The organism is Mesorhizobium sp. M7A.F.Ca.CA.004.12.1.1 (assembly GCF_003997835.1).
Lineage (GTDB): Bacteria > Pseudomonadota > Alphaproteobacteria > Rhizobiales > Rhizobiaceae > Mesorhizobium.
In genome coordinates, this window is record NZ_RZRK01000015.1 from 1 (window position 1) to 18,117 (window position 18,117).

The window sequence follows — 18,117 nt, forward strand, 5'->3', positions numbered from 1 at the left end:
GTGTAGACATGCACCAGCGCGCCGGCCTGGTTGTAGTGGGTGGCGGTGAACGAGATGCCGAACTTGACCGGTGTCAGCGCCAGGCCGCGCTTGATGAAACGGCTGTTGGCGTTGAAGGCCGATATCTCACGCCGCCGCCGCGCATAGCTGGCGCTTTCCTCCAACTCGGCGACGATGCGCTGGATGATGTTGTCCTCGACCGTCTGGTGGTAGGGCGTGATGTTGCGGCCCCTCTCGCTATCACCACTGGTGCCGTAGAAATTCTTTTTGCGGATTTCGAGTGGATCCTTGCCGACGGCAAAGGCCACCTCGTCGATGACGCGCTCGGCGCCGACCATGCCTTGCGGGCCACCGAAACCCCGAAACGCGGTGTTCGAGACGGTGTTGGTGTAGAGCGGCGCCGATTGGGCATGCACCGCCGGCCAGAAATAGGTGTTGTCGCAGTGGAACAGCGCGCGATCGGTCACCGGGCCGGAAAGGTCCGACGAAAAACCGCAGCGCGCCGCGAACATGAAATCGACGCCGAGGATATTGCCCTCGTCATCGAAGCCGACCTCGTAGTCGACGAGGAAATCATGACGCTTGCCGGTGGCGATCATGTCGTCGTCGCGGTCGGGCCGGATTTTCACGGCGCGATGGTGTTTCTTCGCGGCGATCGCGGCCAATGCGGCAAACTGGTTGCCCTGCGTCTCCTTGCCGCCGAAGCCGCCGCCCATGCGGCGGATTTCCACCGTGATGGCGTTGCTCGGCACGCCGAGCGCGTGGCTGACCATATGCTGGACTTCGCTCGGATGCTGGGTCGAGGAATAGATGGTGACGTCCTGGTCCTCGCCCGGAATGGCCATGGCGATATGGCCTTCGAGGTAGAAGTGTTCCTGGCCGCCGACGCGCATTTTTCCCTTCAACCGGCGCGGCGCCTGACGGATGGCTGTGGCGGCATCGCCGCGCTTCAGCGTCAGTGGCGGCGTGACGAGTTTGTCCTTCCTAGGATCGAGCGCACCAATGTCGGTGACGAAGGGCAATTCCTTGTATTCGACCTTGGCCAGCCTGGTGGCGCGGCGCGCCTGCTCGCGGGTCTGCGCAATGACGCAGAAGATTGGCTGGCCGTAGAATTGCACCTTGCCGTCGGCCAGCACCGGCTCGTCGTGGCGGCCGGTCGGCGAAATGTCGTTTTCGCCGGGCACGTCACTGGCCGTCAGCACGTCGACAACGCCGGGCGCTGTACGCACCGCCGAGAGATCCATGCTGGCGATCGTGGCATGCGTGGCGCTGGAAAGCCCGAGGCAGCCATGCAGCGTGCCGGCCGGTTCCGGCATGTCGTCGATATAGACGGCGGTGCCACTGACATGCTTGTGGGCGGAGTCATGCCGTTGATCGGTGGCAACGCCGCCGGCGATCTTTTCAGCCTTGAGGTTGGGGGCAGCGTGCTTGTTCATCATGCGCGCCCTTTCCCTTCTCCCCGTTCACGGGGAGAAGGTGGCCCGAAGGGTCGGATGAGGGGCAGCGCCGACGTCGACAGCCTTGCAGACAAAGATCGACGACGGCGCCGCCCCTCATCTGCCTGCCGGCATCTTCTCCCCGTGAACGGGGAGAAGGACGCTACTCGCGACCGTTCGGCTGTTTGTTCACTGGCATTGGTGCTCATCATGCCGCCTCGTTGCGTGACACTTGGAATGGTGCCCGGGTATCCGTGGTCTCGGCAAAGAAGCGCAACAGCAGGTTTTTCGCCGCCAGTGCGCGATATTCGGCCGAGGCCCGCATATCGGTCAGCGGAGTGAAATCCCTGGCATATTCGGCCATCGCCGCTTCAACTGCCTGTTCGGTCCACGGCTTGCCGAGCAGCGCTTTTTCGACAGAGGACGCCCGCTTCGGCGTCGCCGCCATGCCGCCATAGGCGATGCGCACCTCCGCCACCGTGCCGTCTTTAGCCAGCGTCAGGAAAAAGGCGCCGAGGGCTGCGGTAATGTCTTCGTCGCGGCGCTTGGTGATTTTGTGGACGGCGAATTTCGTGCCCCTGGCCGGAACCGGAACGTGCACGGCCTCGACGAATTCGCCCGGTTGCCGGTCCTGTTTGCCATAGGCAATGAAGAAGGTTTCCAGCGGAATCGAGCGCCGCTTCTTGCCCTTGCGCAGGGTGAGACTTGCGCCAAGCGCGATCAAGGGCGGCGGCGTGTCGCCGATCGGCGAGCCGTTGGCGATGTTGCCGCCGATGGTGCCCATGTTGCGCACCTGTTCGCCGCCGATGCGATCGAACAACGGCCCCAGCGCCGGGATACGCTTCGCCAATGTAGCGAAGGCGTCAGTGTAGGTGACGCCGGCGCCGATCGAAATGACGCCCTTGTCTTCCGAGATGGTGCAAAGTCCGTCGAGATTGCCTATGAAAATGGCCGGCGAAATATCGCGCATATGCTTGGTCACCCATAGGCCGACATCAGTCGAGCCGGCAACGATGGTGGCGCCGGGTTCCTTGTCCAGCACGGCGGCGAAATCATCGACGTTGGCCGGCACGACCAGCCGCGCCTTGGCCGAACCGATCTCGACCCGGGCGCCGTCATGCAGGGCCTCGAGCCTCTCGGTGATCGCCTTGCGCTCTGCGGCCAGCGGATCCTCCGCCGCCTTACCGTAGCTGGAGATGGCATGCGCGGCGCGGATGATCGCCTCGTAGCCGGTGCAGCGGCAGAGATTGCCTTGCAAGGCCTTTTCGATATCCGCGTTCGACGGATTCGATGACTTCATCCACAGGCCATAGAGCGACATGACGAAGCCCGGCGTGCAGAAGCCGCATTGCGAGCCGTGGAAATCGACCATCGCCTGCTGCACCGGATGCAGTTGGCCTGATACGCCGCGCAGATGCTCGACGGTCACGACGTGTGTGCCGTCGAGCGAGCCGAGGAAGCGGATGCAGGCATTGACGCTTTCATAGACCAGCCCGTCCGCCGAGAGCTTGCCGACCAACACGGTGCAGGCGCCGCAATCGCCCTCGGCGCAGCCTTCCTTGGTGCCGCGCAGCGAACGGTCGAGCCGCAGCCAGTCGAGCAGGGTCGCGTCTGACGCCACCGACGAAAGCGCGACGTCCCTGCCGTTGAGGATGAAGCGGATTTCTTTGCGGATGCTGATTTTGGCCATGCCTCAGCTCCCCCTGTATGTCGAGTAGCCGTAGGGCGAGACCAGCAGTGGCACATGATAGTGCACGGGCTCGGCCATGCCGAAGCGGATTGGTACTACATCGAGAAAGGCGGGTTTCGGCAGGCTCAACCCCTGCTGACGCAAATAGTCGCCGGCGGCGAAGACCAGTTCGTATTCGCCGGTGCGGAACTCCGCGCCGGCGAGCAGCGGCTTGTCGCAACGGCCGTCGGCATTGGTGACAACGGTCTTCAGATGTGTCCGCGCCTTGCCGTCGAGGTGATAAAGCGCGATCGACAGTCCCGCCGCCGGCTTGCCGGTCGCCGTGTCGAGGACATGGGTCGTCAGACGCCCGCCATCGGCATTCGACGTTTCTGCCATTGGCCGCCTCCCATTTCCGGTACGAGCGAATTGGCCCGGTACGATCAAGTATCAACAGTGAATTGTGCGCCAATTAAAGGCGATGCATAAGTCCCGGTCGAGCGGAGTGCGACAAAAACACTTTCAAAAATTTTCGGGGGAATGCGAGAGGCACCCTTTCGATATCCTGATCATACTTCGGGCCATGCCCGGCGGGAGGGACGATGCGTTACAGCAGAGACATGCGCGGCTACGGAGCCAATCCGCCGGACCCGAAATGGCCTGGCGGCGCACATGTCGCCGTGCAGTTCGTCGTCAACTACGAGGAAGGCGGCGAGAACTGCGTCCTGCATGGCGACAAGGCGTCTGAAGCCTTCCTGTCGGAAATCGTCGGCGCGGCACCCTGGATGGGCCAGCGTCACTGGAACATGGAATCCATCTACGAATACGGTGCCCGCGCCGGCTTTTGGCGGCTGCTGCGGCTGTTCACCGAGTCGCAAGTGCCGATCACCTGCTACGGCGTCGCCACCGCACTCGCCCGTTCGCCGGATCAGGTGGCGGCCATGCAGGAAGCCGACTGGGAGATCGCCTCGCACGGGCTGAGATGGATCGACTACCGCGACCACAGCGCCGAAGATGAGCGCCGCGACCTCGAGGCGGCGATCAAGCTGCACTACGAAGTGACCGGCGCGCGCCCGACCGGCTGGTATACGGGTCGCACATCGATCAACACAGTGCGGATTGTGGCGGAAGAAGGTGGTTTCGACTATGTGTCGGACACCTATGACGACGAGCTGCCCTACTGGTTCGAGCATGAGGGCGGCGCGCAGCTCATCATCCCCTATACGCTCGACGCCAACGACATGCGCTTCGCCACGCCGCAGGGCTTCAACTCGGGCGACCAGTTCTTTGCTTATTTGAAGGACAGCTTCGACACGCTCTATGCCGAGGGCAAGGCCGGCCGGCCACGCATGATGAACATCGGTCTGCATTGCCGCCTCGTCGGGCGGCCGGGGCGGGTGGCGGCGCTGAAGCGCTTCGTCGACTATGTGAAGTCGCACGACAAGGTCTGGCTGGCGCGGCGCATCGACATCGCCAAGCACTGGCAAGAGGTCAATCCTTATCAACCGGCGGCGCTCAGCCCATCGAAGATGGAATTCGAGACCTTCGTTCATACCTTCGGCGGCGTGTTCGAGCATTCGCCCTGGATCGCCGAACGCGCCTACGAATTGGAACTGGGCCCGGCGCATGACACTTCAGGCGGCCTGCACAACGCGCTTTGCCGTGTCTTCCGGTCCGCCAGCGAGACCGAGCGGCTTTCGGTGCTCAACGCCCATCCCGACCTTGCCGGCAAGCTGGCCAAGGCCAAACGGCTGACGGCGGAATCGACCAGGGAACAGGCCTCGGCCGGCCTCGACGCGCTGACCGACAAGGAGCGCGAACTGTTTTCCAAGCTGAACGCCGCCTACGTCACCACCTTCGGCTTTCCCTTCATCATCGCGGTGAAGGGCAAGACGAGGCAAGAAATCCTGGCGGAGTTCGAGGCGCGCATCGGCAACAGCCGCGGCGTCGAATTCGAGACCGCCTGCAAACAGGTCGAGCGCATCGCACTGCTCCGCCTCAAGGACATGCTTCCGCAATAGGTTTGAACCCATGGATACGATCAGAATGCCCGAGCGAACCTATTACGCACCACATGGCGGCCACCCCGGCCAGAGCGAGCTTCTGACCGGCCGCGCCGTCTTCACCGAGGCCTATGCCGTCATTCCTCGGGGTGTGATGCAGGACATCGTGACCAGTGCGTTGCCGTTCTGGGACGAGACCCGCGTCTGGATCTTGTCGCGACCACTGTCCGGTTTTGCCGAGACGTTCTCGCAATACATTGTCGAGGTCGCGCCCGGCGGCGGCAGCGACCGGCCGGAACCCGATGCCGGCGCCGAAGGCGCGCTGTTCGTGGTCGAAGGCGAACTGACGGTTCTGCTGGCCGGCAAGAAGCATGTCTTGCGGCCCGGCGGCTTTGCCTTCCTGCCGCCTGCCAGCGGCTGGACGGTCCGCAACGAAAGCAAGGCCGACGTGCGCTTCCACTGGATTCGCAAGGCTTACGAGGCGGTCGACGGTCTCGATGCGCCGGAGGCCTTCTTCGCCAACGAACAGGAGATCGCGCCGACGCCGATGCCCGGCACCGAGGGCCGCTGGGCGACGACGCGTTTCGTCGATCCAGCCGATTTGCGCCACGACATGCACATGACCATCGTCACGCTTGAACCGGGTGCGGTCATTCCCTTCGCCGAGACCCATGTCATGGAGCACGGGCTCTATGTGCTGGAAGGCAAGGCGGTCTATCGCCTCAATCAGGACTGGGTCGAGGTTGAGGCCGGCGACTATATGTGGCTGCGCGCCTTCTGTCCGCAGGCCTGCTATGCCGGCGGCCCGGGCAAATTCCGTTATCTGCTCTACAAGGACGTGAACCGGCACGCCAAGCTCGGCGGCGTCGGTGTCCCTGGGCGGACGCCGTGACGCGGATCATTGCGCGGCCACTGACCCGCGAGAGCTTTGCTCCGTTCGGCGACGTCATCGACATGGGCGGCGACAACCACTACCCGATCAATGGCGGCCGCGCGGAACGCTATCACGATCTGGCGACCGCCGAGGCGACCGGACCGAATGCCCGCGTGCTGATCTCGATGGTGCGCGGCACGCCTTACGAACTGCCGCTGAAGCTGAGCATGGTCGAGCGCCACCCCTTCGGCAGCCAGGCCTTCATCCCGCTGTCGCCGCGTCCATTCCTGGTCGTCGTCTGCCATGACGGCGAGCAAGGGCCTGATGAGCCGCATGCCTTCATCACCGCACCCGGCCAAGGCATCAATTACCGGCGCAATCTCTGGCATGGCGTGCTGACGCCGCTCGGCGAGCCTCAGGATTTCCTGATCGTCGACCGTGGCGGCGACGGCTCCAATCTCGAAGAGTTCCATTTCTCGCACGCCTACGAGATCCATCTCCCTTAATTTTTTGTGCGTGTCGTTACCCCAAACCCGGGGCACTTTGGGCGACATGCGGCAGGAGACCCCCTGATGACGGATATTTCGCTGATCGACCGCCTGCTCGACGTTATCGAGCACGACATCGTGCCGAAGACGGCCGACGGCGTCACCCATGGCAACAAGCTGTTCGGCGCCGCGATCCTGCGCAAGGACGACCGGTCGCTGGTGCTGGCCGAAACCAACAACGAGATGGAAAACCCGCTCTGGCACGGCGAGGTGCACTGCCTGAAGCGCTTCTACGAAATGCCCAGGGCTGAACGCGTCGATACGAAAGACGCCATCTTCATCGCCACGCACGAACCCTGCTCGCTCTGCCTGTCGGCTATCACCTGGACCGGCTTCGACAATTTCTACTATCTGTTCAGCCACGAGGATTCGCGCGACAGCTTTGCCATCCCGCACGACCTGAAAATCCTGAAAGAGGTCTTCACCCTCGATCCCGGCGGCTACAATGCCGAGAATGCCTACTGGAAGAGCTTTTCCATACGTCGGTTGGTGCGAACTTTGCCCGAAGCCGAGCGGCAACGGCTGGAAACACGTATCGGCGCGATTTCGGCGCGCTACGATGAGTTGTCCGGCGTCTATCAGGCGAATAAGGACGATAACGACATTCCGCTGAATTGACGCGGATTGACCAGCCGAATTCGTTGGCTGGCCCACGACGCGACCCCACCGGCTCCATCATCTGGCGATCCTGGAGCATGCCATGAAAACAGTCACCGAATTTTCCCGCAAGGTCGTCGAATTCCCGGACATGGGGATCGTCATGCCGGACGGCTGCCGGCTCTCGGCGCGGGTGTGGATGCCGGAGGATGCGGGCGACGATCCGGTGCCGGCGATCCTCGAACACCTGCCCTACCGCAAGCGCGACGGCACCATCTTTCGCGATCAGCTGACGCATCCCTATTTCGCCGGCCACGGCTATGCCTCGATCCGCGTCGACATGCGCGGCAATGGCGATTCCGAAGGGCTGATGGACGACGAGTATTCCGAGCAGGAATTGCAGGACGCCTGCGACGTCATCGCCTGGGCGGCAAGCCAGCCCTGGTGCAACGGCAATGTCGGCATGATGGGCATTTCCTGGGGCGGCTTCAACTGCCTGCAGGTGGCGGCCAAGCAGCCGCCGGCGCTGAAAGCCGTGATCAGCCTATGCTCGACCGTCGACCGCTATGCCGACGACATCCACTACAAGGGCGGCTGCCTGCTGATCGAGAACTTCGGCTGGGCTTCGACCATGCTGTCCTACTCGTCGCGGCCACCGGACCCGCTGCTGGCCGGCGACAACAGATGGCGCGATCTGTGGCTGACCCGGCTGGAGAACCAATCCTTCCTGGCGCCGCTGTGGCTGAAACACCAGCACCGTGATGCCTACTGGAAGCGCGGCTCGATCTGCGAGGATTTCTCCGCCGTCAAAGCCGCGGTGCTGTCGATCGGCGGCTGGCATGACGGCTACCGCAACACGGTCTCGCATCTGGCCAGCAACATCGAAGCCCCGGTCAAGGGCATTATCGGGCCATGGATCCACAAATACCCGCACTACGCAGGACCAAAACCCGCCATCGGCTTCCTGCAGGAGGCTCTGCGCTGGTGGGACCGCTGGCTGAAGGGTGTCGACACCGGTGTCGAGTCCGACCCGGCCTACCGCGCCTATGTCATGGACAGCGTGCGCCCAGCGCGCTGGCACCCCGAGCGGCCTGGCCGCTGGGTGGCGGAGCAGGAATGGCCATCGTCCAACATCAAGACACAAACGGTCGATCTGATCCCGTCAACGGAAAAACCCTCCATCGTTGCCTCGCCGCAAAGCTGCGGCCTGGCCGGTGGCGAGTATTTTCCCTTCACCTTCGGCCCCGAACTGCCGGGCGATCAGCGCCCCGACGATGCGCTGTCGGTGTGTTTCGACCAGTCGGAACTCAGTCAGGCCATCGACATCGTCGGCGCTCCGGAAGTCGAGGTGCGGCTGTCCTCCGACCGTCCGCAGGCCAACATCGCGATCCGGCTCTGTGACGTGCATCCCGACGGCGCCTCGGAACTGATTTCCTATGGCGTGCTCAATCTGACGCATCGCAATTCGCATGAATTTCCCGAGGCGCTGGTGCCGGGCGAAACCGTGTTCGCGCGCGTCGTGCTCGATCAATGCGGCTATCGCGTTCCGCCCGGCCACCACCTGCGTGTTGCCGTTTCAAACGCCTATTGGCCTGCCATCTGGCCGTCGCCGGAGCCGGTCCGGCTGACCTTGTCGGCGGCGACGCTCCGCTTGCCGCTGCGGCCGCTGGCGACAGACGACGAAGCGGCGTTCGCCGAGCCGGAAGGTGCCACTCCCTGGGCAACGGAGACGATCCGCGCCAGCAATTCCGAGCGCCATATCGATCGTGACGAAAAGACCGGAATCGTGACGCTTTCCATCGATGATGATTTCGGCGAGGTGCGCGATCTCGCTCATGGCCTGGCCAATGGCAGCATCGCCCGCGAGACCTGGACGATCCACCCCGACGATCCGCTCTCGGCCTCGGGGAAGACGCACTGGACGCAGACCCTGTCGCGAAACGGATGGTCGGTACGCACCGAAACGACAGCCGAAATGCGATCGGACGCGCAAAACTTCATCGTCAGCGCCAGAATCGAGGCCTATGAGGACGAAACCCTCGTCTTCGAGCGCAATTTCGAAGAGAAGGTGCGGCGCGCGCTTCTTTGAGCGCCGATTCATTGGTCCAATTGCGACGTACGATTTACGCCACGGCATGTCGCATTCGGTCTTGCTTACCGCTTTCCCTTGCGGTCATTATTCTCCTCACAAGAAACAAGAAAAACGACCGCAGAGTCGAACCAACAGAGTGAGGAACTCAAAATGTCGAACGAACTGGAATTTCTTAGCCGGCGTGTCGCGTCGGGCAAACTGAGCCGTCGTGATTTTCTCGGCCGGGCGGCGGCGCTCGGTATCTCCGCGCCCTTCGCCAACTCGCTGCTTTCAAGCGCTGCACGCGCGGCGGGTCCGGTCAAGGGCGGCACACTGAAGGCCGGCCTAGTCGGCGGTGAATCCACCAACAGCCTCGACCCGGCGCTGTTCATGACTCAGGTGCCGTTCGCCTTCGGCAAGATGTGGGGCGAATTGATTGTCGAGCTTTCGCCCGAAGGCAAGCTCGAGAATCGTATCGCCGAGGAGATCGGCTCGTCGGACGACGCCAAGGTGTGGACGCTGAAGATCCGCGACGGCGTCGAATTCCACAACGGCAAGACGGTGACCGCCGAGGACGTGGCCGCCACACTTGAGCGCCATTCCGACGAGAAGTCGAAATCCGGCGCGCTCGGCTATATGAAGGGCATCGAAACCATCAAGGCCAGCGGCAAGGAAGTCGTGCTGACCCTGAAGGAAGCCAATGCCGACCTGCCCTATTTGCTCAGCGACTATCACCTGATCGTCCAACCGAATGGCGGCAAGGACAAGGCCGACGCAGGCATCTCGGCCGGTCCTTACAAGGTTACGACCAATGAGCCCGGCGTGCGCCATGGCGGCGAGCGTTTCGCCAATTACTGGCAGGGCGACAAGATGGGCCACGCCGACCAGATCGAGATCATCGTCATCAACGATGCGACGGCGCGCACCGCCGCCCTGCAAGGCGGCCAGGTCAACATGATCAACCGCGTCGAGCCGAAGATCGTCGACCTGATCAAGCGCCTGCCCGGCGTCACCATCCGCAACCATGCGGGTCCCGGCCACTATGTCTTCATCGCGCATTGCAACACCGCACCCTTCGACAACAACGATCTGCGCATGGCGCTCAAGCTGGCCATCGACCGCGAAGAAATGCTCGACAAGATCCTGCGTGGCTACGGTTCGATCGGCAACGACTTCCCGATCAATGCGTCCTATCCGCTGTTTACCGAGATCGAGCAGCGCAAATACGATCCCGACAAGGCCAAGTTCCACTTCAAGAAGTCGGGCCATGATGGCGCCGTGCTGCTACGGACTTCCGACGTCGCCTTCCCCGGCGCCGTGGATGCCGCGCAACTCTATCAGCAGAGCGCGGCCAAGGCCGGCATCAAGTTGGAGATCAAACGCGAACCGGGCGACGGCTACTGGTCGGAAGTCTGGAACAAGCAGCCCTTCTGCGCCTCCTACTGGGGCGGCCGCTCGACGCAGGACCAGATGTACTCGACCGCCTATCTGTCGACGGCGGACTGGAACGACACGCGTTTCAAGCGTCCGGATTTCGACAAGATGGTGCTGGCGGCCCGGGCCGAACTTGACGAGACCAAGCGCAAGGCGATGTACCACGACATGGCTGTCATGGTCCGCGACGAAGGCGGTCTGATCCTGCCGATGTTCAACCAGTTCATCGACGCGACCGGTGCCAAGGTCGATGGCTGGGTCGACGATCCACATCAGGAACTGATGAACGGTTACGCCTTGGCGAAGTGCTGGCTGCAGGCCTGAGCCGGCTTTGCGGATATGTCTTCACCCATCCTGAAACTGATTGCCCAGCGCATCGCGCTGGGCATTCTCCTCTTGTTGGCCGTTTCGGTCCTGATTTTCGCCGGCACGCAGATCCTGCCCGGCGATGTCGCGCAAGCCATTCTTGGGCAATCGGCGACACCGGAGTCGCTCGCCAATTTGCGCGAGCAGCTCGGCCTCAACGATCCGGCCTATATCAGGTATTTCCGTTGGCTCGGCGGGGTGGTGACAGGCGACCTGGGTACCGCCATGTCGAGCGGCCAGGATATCGCCACGTCGATCAAGGGCCGGCTGTGGAACACGCTGTTCCTCGCCTTCTGGGCAGCGGTCGTCGCGGTGCCGCTAGCGATTATCCTCGGTCTGATCGCGGTGCGCTACCGCAATGGCTGGGTCGACAAGCTGATCTCCGGGCTGGCTCTGGCCTCGACCTCCTTTCCCGAGTTCTTCATCGGCTATGTGCTGGTCTATTTCTTCGCCGTGAAATGGCAAATCTTCCCGGGCATTTCGACTGTCTATGACGGCATGCCTTTTGGCGAGCGCATGCAGGCGATCGCTCTGCCGGCGGCAGCGCTGACGCTGGTCGTGCTCGCCCACATGATGCGCATGACACGCGCGGCGATCCTCAATGTCATGCAGTCGGCCTATGTCGAGACCGCGGAACTGAAGGGCCTGTCGGCCTTCAACGTCATCCGCAAGCACGCCTTCCCCAATGCCATCGCGCCGATCATCAACGTCGTCATGCTCAACCTCGCCTACCTGATCGTCGGCGTCGTCGTGGTCGAGGTGATTTTCGTCTATCCGGGCATGGGGCAGTATCTTGTCGACCACGTCACCAAACGCGACGTGCCGGTGGTGCAGGCGGTCGGCCTGATCTTCGCCGCCGTTTATATCAGCCTGAATATCATTGCGGACATAGCGGCGATCGTCGCCAATCCGCGTCTCAGACATCCGAAATAGGGGGCGGATATGCTCGATATCAAACGCATCCCCCTCCCCGCGCTGATCGGGATCGTGCTGACGGCATTGTTCGTGCTGGCGGCGATCTTCGCCCCCTGGATCGCGCCGCACGGCAATGGCGAAATCGTCGGCGACGTCTGGGAACCGATGTCGGCTGCCCATTTGCTGGGCACCGACAATCTCGGCCGCGATCTTCTGTCTCGCATGATCTACGGCGCCCGCATCACTTTGTTCATCGCGGTGCTGGCCACCGCACTGTCATTCTCGCTCGGCGCCATCCTCGGCTTCTCGGCGGCCGTCTTCGGCGGCTGGTTCGACACGCTGCTGTCGCGCCTCGTCGATCTCTTGATGTCGATCCCGACGCTGATCATGGGTCTCGTCGTGCTGTCAGTGCTGCCGACCAATCTGGTGACGCTGATCCTGGTGATGGGCATTCTGGATTCGACCCGCGTCTATCGCCTGTCGCGCGCGGTCGCCGTCGACATCAACGTCATGGACTATGTCGAGGCGGCGAAACTGCGTGGTGAGGGCAGCGGCTGGATCATCTTCCGCGAGATCCTTCCCAACGCATTGTCGCCGCTGGTTTCGGAACTCGGCCTACGCTTCATCTATGCCGTGCTGTTCCTGTCGACGCTGTCGTTCCTCGGCCTTGGCGTGCAGCCACCGGACGCCGACTGGGGCGGCATGGTCAAGGAAAACAAGGATGGCATCGTCTTCGGCATCGCGGCCGCGCTTATCCCGGCGGCGGCGATCGCCCTGTTGGCGATTTCCGTCAACCTGGTTGCCGACTGGGTGCTCAACCGGACGACCAGCCTCAAGGGAGGACGCGGGTGATGGCCGACACCAAAGCGAAATCAGGCCTGCTGCTCGACATCCGCAACCTACGCATCGAAGCCACCGTCTTCCCGCCCGGCGAGCCGCCAAAGAACATCGTGTTGGTGCACGATGTCTCGCTGACGCTTGAAAAAGGCAAGGTGCTCGGCCTGATCGGCGAGTCCGGCGCCGGCAAGTCGACCATCGGCCTGTCGTCGATGGGCTATGGCCGCGGCGGCGTGCGCATCACCGGCGGCGAGGTGATCCTGAACGGCCGCGACATCCTCAAGGGCGGCAAGGACGGCTTCCGCAAATTACGCGGCCGCGAGGTCTGCTATGTCGCGCAATCGGCGGCAGCCGCCTTCAACCCGGCGCACCGGCTGATGGACCAGGTGGTGGAAGCCACGCTGCTGCACGGTACGGCAACGCGGGCCGAGGCCGAGAAGCGCGCGGTTGCGCTGTTCAAGAAGCTCAGCCTGCCGAACCCTGAAACCATCGGCGAGCGCTTTCCGCACCAGGTTTCGGGTGGCCAGTTGCAGCGCGTGATGACGGCGATGGCGCTGTGCTCCGAGCCGGACCTGATCGTCTTCGACGAGCCGACAACGGCGCTCGACGTGACGACGCAGATCGACGTGCTGGCGGCGATCAAGGATGCCATCCGCGACACCCATGTCGCTGCGCTCTACATCACCCACGACCTTGCCGTCGTCGCCCAGGTCTCAGACGAGATCATGGTGCTGCGCCATGGAAGGCTGGTCGAATGGGGCGGCACAAGGCAGATCATCAAGGAGCCGCGCCAGGAATACACCAATGCGCTGGTCTCGGTGCATGAGATCGAGCATCAGGAGCAGAAACCCGGCACGTCGCCATTCCTGTCGGTGAAGAACGTCACCGCCGCCTATGGCCGCAGCGACATCAAGGTGCTGAAGAACGTCTCGGTCGACATCTATCCGGGTCAGACGCTGGCCGTGGTCGGCGAGTCCGGCTCCGGCAAGTCGACGCTGGCGCGCGCCATCACGGGACTTTTGCCGCCCGAACAGGGCACCGTCACCTTCGACGGACGTCCGCTGGCCAACAGGCTGGCCGACCGGCCGAAGGAGGATTTGCGCCAGTTGCAGATGATCTACCAGATGGCCGACGTGGCGATGAACCCGCGCCAGACCGTCGGCACCATCATCGGCCGGCCGCTCGAATTCTATTTCGGCATACGCGGCCGCGAGCGCGACAGGCGCGTCGCCGAACTGCTCGACAAGATCGAGATGGGCAAGGGCTTTTCCGACCGCTATCCGGCCGAACTTTCCGGCGGCCAGAAACAGCGTGTCTGCATCGCCCGATCGCTTGCCGCCAAGCCGAAGCTGATCATCTGCGACGAGGTGACCTCTGCGCTCGATCCGCTGGTCGCCAACGGCATCCTCAAGCTGCTGCTGGAGTTGCAGAAGGAGGAGAACGTCGCCTATCTGTTCATCACGCACGACCTCGCCACTGTGAAGTCGATCGCCGATTCGATCGCGGTTATGTATCGCGGCGAGGTGGTGCGCTACGGCCCCAAGAGCCAGGTGCTAAGCCCGCCCTTCGACGCCTACACCGACCTGCTGCTCTCCTCGGTTCCAGAGATGGAAATCGGCTGGCTGGAAAAGGCAATCAAGGGACGGCGCATGGCCAGCGCGGGCAACTAAAGCAATTCGGGGAAACTGGAACCGGTTCTCCCAGAAGAAGCGCATGGCGCTTCCCCTGGGAATTGCACCAGACCAAGCCGCCACATGGGGCGCCGGCGACCGTCATCCGGATGCAACACAAGAGCGCCAAACGTCCTTCGGGACGAGCGCTGCTCGCACGACTTTTAAAACAGGGGTAGGACATGAAGACTGAACTCGATTATCTCGCCGAACTCGCCGGTCAAGGCCGGATATCGCGCCGCGCCTTTCTTGGGCGCGCCGCCGCGCTCGGCGTATCGGCGGCCCTGATGCCGGCGCTGGCCGGCAAGGCATTTGCCCAGACGGCGGTGAAGGGCGGTATCATCAAGGCCGGTCTGCAGGGCGGTGAATCCACCAACAGCCTCGATCCGGCGCTGAACCTCAGCCAGGTTACCTTCAGCTTCGGCAAGCTTTGGGGCGAGTATCTCGTGCGCCTCACCCCGGACAACAAGCTGGTCAACCTGATTGCCGAGGAGATTGGCGCCTCGGCCGACGCCAAGACATGGACAATCAAGATCCGCGACGGCATCGAGTTCCACAATGGCAAGACGGTCGGCGCGGAGGATGTTGCTGCCACCATTGAGCGCCATGCGGACGAGAAGTCCAAGTCCGGAGCACTCGGCATCCTCAAGAACATCAAGGGGATCAAGGCGAGCGGCAAGGAGGTCATCGTCACGCTCGGCGACGCCGATGCCGACTTCCCCTATCTGATGGCCGACTACCATCTCACCATCCAGCCGAATGGTGGCAAGGACGATCCGAACGCCGGCATCAGCGCCGGTCCCTATAAGGTTAGCGTCAACCAGCCCGGCGTGCGCCATGGCGGCGAGCGCTTCGCCAATTACTGGCTGGGCGACAAGGCCGGCCATGCCGACCAGGTCGAGATCATCGTCATCAATGACGCGACCGCACGGCTTGCCGCCCTGCAGGGCGGCCAGGTGCACATGATCAACCGCGTCGAGCCGAAGGTCGTCGATCTGGTCAAGCGCATCGCGGGCGTTTCCATCGAGAACGTCTCGGGCAAGGGCTACTACCCGTTCAACATGTTCTGCGACACCGCCCCCTTCGACAGCAACGATCTGCGGATGGCGCTGAAGCTTGCCATGGACCGCGACGAGATGCTGGAAAAGATCCTGCGCGGCTATGGCTCGGTAGGTAACGACTTCCCGATCAACGAGGCCTATCCGCTGTTTTCCGCCGACATCGAGCAGCGCAAGTTCGATCCGGACAAGGCGGCGGCAGCCTATAAGAAATCGGGCCACAGCGGCTCGATCGTGCTGCGCACCTCGGACGTCGCCTTCCCGGGCGCCGTCGATGCCGCACAGCTCTATCAGCAGTCCTGCGCCAAAGCCGGCATCAAGATCGAGATCAAGCGCGAGCCCGGCGACGGCTACTGGTCGGAGGTCTGGAACAAGCAGCCTTTCTCGCTCTCCTACTGGGGCGGACGCGCGACGCAGGACCAGATGTATTCCACCGGCTATGTCTCGACCGCCGACTGGAACGACACGCGCTTCAAGCGGCCGGAATTCGACAAGATGCTGTTTACCGCGCGCGGCGAGCTCGACCAGGCCAAGCGCCAGGCGATCTACCACGATATGGCAGTTATGATGCGTGACGAAGGCGGGCTGATCGTGCCCTTCTTCAACCAGTTCATCGACGCGGCCGCCACCAGCAAGATCGGCGGCTATGCCAAGAGCCCTATCGGCGAAATGATGGACGGCTACGCGCTTGCCGAGTGCTGGCTCAACGCTTGAGCGGACTCTGATCGTCCGATTTCATCAATCAAGAACGCCGTGTGCCCAAGACGGCACACGGCGTCCCGCTTCAACCGCCAACCGCATGGAGCAGCCCATGGCGCTCAAGTCCAAGCTTCTGCTGATCATCCTCGACGGCGTGCCTTACCGGAACTGGCGCCGGCTGATGGGCAATCTCGAAGGCTGGGTGCAATCGGGCGAGGCGCGCGTCTGGAAGATGCGCTCGGTGCTGCCGTCGACCTCGGCCTGCTGCTATGCGTCGATCCACACCGGGGTCTCACCGCAGGTGCACGGGATTCTCTCCAACGAGAACCGGTTCCGCGTCGAGCAGCCCGATATCTTCTCCGAAGTCAGCAAGGCAGGCGGCAAGACGGGGGCGGTGACCCATTCCTACTGGTCGGAATTCTTCCGCGGCTATCCGTTCGACCTGGTCGAGGACATGGAATTCGACGAGCCAAGCGGGCCGATCACGCATGGCCGCTTCCACACCATGACCGGTTACAACCTTCGCAACCAGATGACGCCGAGCGATGTCGACCTGTTCGCGACGCTGACGATGCTGACGAAACGCCATGGCATCGACTACGGCATCCTGCACACCTGCACGCTGGACTCGATGGGACACCGCTTCGGCCACGACTGCCACGAGATGGACCATGCCGTCTATGCGATGGACGGGATGCTGGCCGCCTTCCTGCCGCGCTGGATCGAAGCCGGCTATGAGGTGATTGTCACCGCCGATCACGGCCAGACCGATCGTGGCCATCATGGCGGCCATGACGACGAGATGCAGGATTTCGCGCTGTACTATTTTGGACAAGGTAAGGGTCCGCAGGCCGACACGCTGCTCGACCAGCTGCAGCTGGCGCCGACAGTGCTGAGCCGGCTGGGTGTGGCAATACCGGAGGCGATGAAGGCTAAATCTTTCTTGGGGTGAGCGGGCGCGCAGAACTCTTCCCTTCCCCCCTTGTGGGGGGAAGGGAAGACCCTGCCTCTGGCAACACTTCCTTACTTCGGTTAGCCTCCGCAAAATTCCTTGGCGGAGGATGAACCTTTTTGGACCGATCAGCGACAGAGCAGACAGGAGCCAGGCGGCTCGACCGGCCATGACGGCAGCGACGGAGACCGATCGCGCTCTCGTCGACCGGGTCGCGAAGGGCGACCGTGCCGCCGTGCGGCTCCTGTTCATGCGTCACCACGCGCGGGTCTACCGCTTCGTGGCGCGCCAGACGGGATCGGAAATGATGGCCGACGATATCGCCAACGAAGTCTTCCTCGAGCTATGGCGCCAGGCGCCCGGCTTCGAAGGGCGTTCCGAAGTCTCGACATGGCTGCTCGGCATCGCCCGTTTCAAGGCGCTGTCCTTTCTGCGCAAGAAGAAGGAAGACTGGATCGACGACGAGGCCGCCGCCGCGGTGCCCGACGGCGCCGACACGCCGGAAGTCGTCACCATGAAGGAAGACAAGGCCGCCGCCCTGCGGCGCTTCGTCGACACCTTGCCCGAAGAGCATCGCGTGGTCATCGATCTTGCCTATTATCACGGACAATCGGTGAGCGAGATCGGCGAGGTGCTCGACATTCCGGTCGCCACCGTCAAGACCCGGATGTTCTACGCCCGCAAGAAACTCGGAGAGGCCCTCAAGGCCGCCGGTTACGACAGGGGGTGGCCATGAGCGCCGCTGAAAAGATGTCGCGCCGCGACGAAATGGAAACGCTGCTGCCGTTCTACCTGAACGGCTCGCTGGAAGGTTCCGACCTGGAAGCGGTCGAGGAATGGCTGGCCAGCGATCCGGCCGCACTTGCCGCCCTTGGCGAGGCTGAAGCCGAATTCTCCGGCGCCACGGCCGCCAACGAAGCAATCCGGCCGCCGGCCGATTCGCTCAGCCGCTTTGCCAAGGCACTCGACGCCGAGGCCGGGCCTGCGC

15 protein-coding genes and 1 pseudogene are annotated in these 18,117 nt (G+C 63.0%); 13 read left to right on the forward strand and 3 right to left on the reverse strand.

Annotated features, from left to right (window positions below; genetic code table 11):
- The 3 genes from EN984_RS01695 to uraH all read right to left on the reverse strand — a co-directional run.
- A partial coding sequence (locus EN984_RS01695) for a molybdopterin cofactor-binding domain-containing protein (protein ID WP_164765361.1) occupies positions 1-1,436 on the reverse strand: 1,436 nt, incomplete at its 3' end.
- A 208-nt stretch (positions 1,437-1,644) separates the two neighbouring features.
- Positions 1,645-3,126 carry a xanthine dehydrogenase small subunit gene (gene xdhA / locus EN984_RS01705; protein WP_127268650.1) on the reverse strand — a complete coding sequence of 494 codons (1,482 nt, stop codon included), beginning with the start codon at positions 3,124-3,126 and terminating at the stop codon, positions 1,645-1,647.
- Between the two features lie 3 nt (positions 3,127-3,129).
- A complete protein-coding gene (gene uraH / locus EN984_RS01710; RefSeq protein WP_127268651.1) occupies positions 3,130-3,504 on the reverse strand; it encodes a hydroxyisourate hydrolase in 375 nt (124 codons plus the stop codon).
- 203 nt (positions 3,505-3,707) lie between these two features.
- Between uraH and puuE the strand changes: the two genes are divergently transcribed.
- The 13 genes and pseudogenes from puuE to EN984_RS01775 all read left to right on the forward strand — a co-directional run.
- Positions 3,708-5,126, forward strand: a complete 1,419-nt coding sequence (puuE, locus tag EN984_RS01715; protein ID WP_127268652.1) for an allantoinase PuuE — start codon at positions 3,708-3,710, stop codon at positions 5,124-5,126.
- A 10-nt stretch (positions 5,127-5,136) separates the two neighbouring features.
- Positions 5,137-6,000, forward strand: coding sequence for a bifunctional allantoicase/(S)-ureidoglycine aminohydrolase (locus tag EN984_RS01720; protein WP_127271948.1), 864 nt, complete (start codon positions 5,137-5,139; stop codon positions 5,998-6,000).
- Positions 5,997-6,488, forward strand: coding sequence for an ureidoglycolate lyase (locus EN984_RS01725; RefSeq protein ID WP_127271946.1), 492 nt, complete (start codon positions 5,997-5,999; stop codon positions 6,486-6,488). The genes EN984_RS01720 and EN984_RS01725 overlap by 4 nt, the downstream gene beginning before the upstream one ends.
- Before the next feature lie 66 nt (positions 6,489-6,554).
- Complete coding sequence (locus EN984_RS01730; RefSeq protein ID WP_127269858.1) at positions 6,555-7,148, forward strand: nucleoside deaminase; 594 nt, start codon at positions 6,555-6,557, stop codon at positions 7,146-7,148.
- Positions 7,149-7,230: 82 nt separating this feature from the next.
- The gene (locus tag EN984_RS01735; protein WP_127269856.1) at positions 7,231-9,216 is read left to right on the forward strand and encodes a CocE/NonD family hydrolase; all 1,986 of its coding nucleotides are present in this window, start codon (positions 7,231-7,233) and stop codon (positions 9,214-9,216) included.
- 153 nt (positions 9,217-9,369) lie between these two features.
- Positions 9,370-10,956 (forward strand): ABC transporter substrate-binding protein, encoded by a 1,587-nt coding sequence (locus EN984_RS01740; protein ID WP_127271943.1) that lies wholly within the window; start codon positions 9,370-9,372, stop codon positions 10,954-10,956.
- 15 nt (positions 10,957-10,971) lie between these two features.
- Positions 10,972-11,931, forward strand: a complete 960-nt coding sequence (locus tag EN984_RS01745) for an ABC transporter permease (protein WP_127268156.1) — start codon at positions 10,972-10,974, stop codon at positions 11,929-11,931.
- 9 nt (positions 11,932-11,940) lie between these two features.
- Positions 11,941-12,765, forward strand: coding sequence for an ABC transporter permease (locus EN984_RS01750; protein ID WP_127268157.1), 825 nt, complete (start codon positions 11,941-11,943; stop codon positions 12,763-12,765).
- Complete coding sequence (locus EN984_RS01755; RefSeq protein WP_127268158.1) at positions 12,765-14,420, forward strand: ABC transporter ATP-binding protein; 1,656 nt, start codon at positions 12,765-12,767, stop codon at positions 14,418-14,420. Before EN984_RS01750 ends, EN984_RS01755 begins: the two co-directional genes overlap by 1 nt.
- Positions 14,421-14,602: 182 nt before the next feature.
- Entirely contained in the window at positions 14,603-16,192 is a 1,590-nt protein-coding gene (locus tag EN984_RS01760; RefSeq protein ID WP_127268159.1) for an ABC transporter substrate-binding protein, read from the forward strand.
- 97 nt (positions 16,193-16,289) lie between these two features.
- Positions 16,290-17,129 carry an alkaline phosphatase family protein gene (locus EN984_RS01765; protein WP_127268160.1) on the forward strand — a complete coding sequence of 280 codons (840 nt, stop codon included), beginning with the start codon at positions 16,290-16,292 and terminating at the stop codon, positions 17,127-17,129.
- A 169-nt stretch (positions 17,130-17,298) separates the two neighbouring features.
- Positions 17,299-17,865 (forward strand): sigma-70 family RNA polymerase sigma factor, encoded by a 567-nt coding sequence (locus tag EN984_RS01770; RefSeq protein WP_127268161.1) that lies wholly within the window; start codon positions 17,299-17,301, stop codon positions 17,863-17,865.
- A pseudogene (locus tag EN984_RS01775) lies at positions 17,862-18,117 on the forward strand (anti-sigma factor); the annotation flags it as partial. The gene EN984_RS01770 and the pseudogene EN984_RS01775, both read left to right, overlap by 4 nt.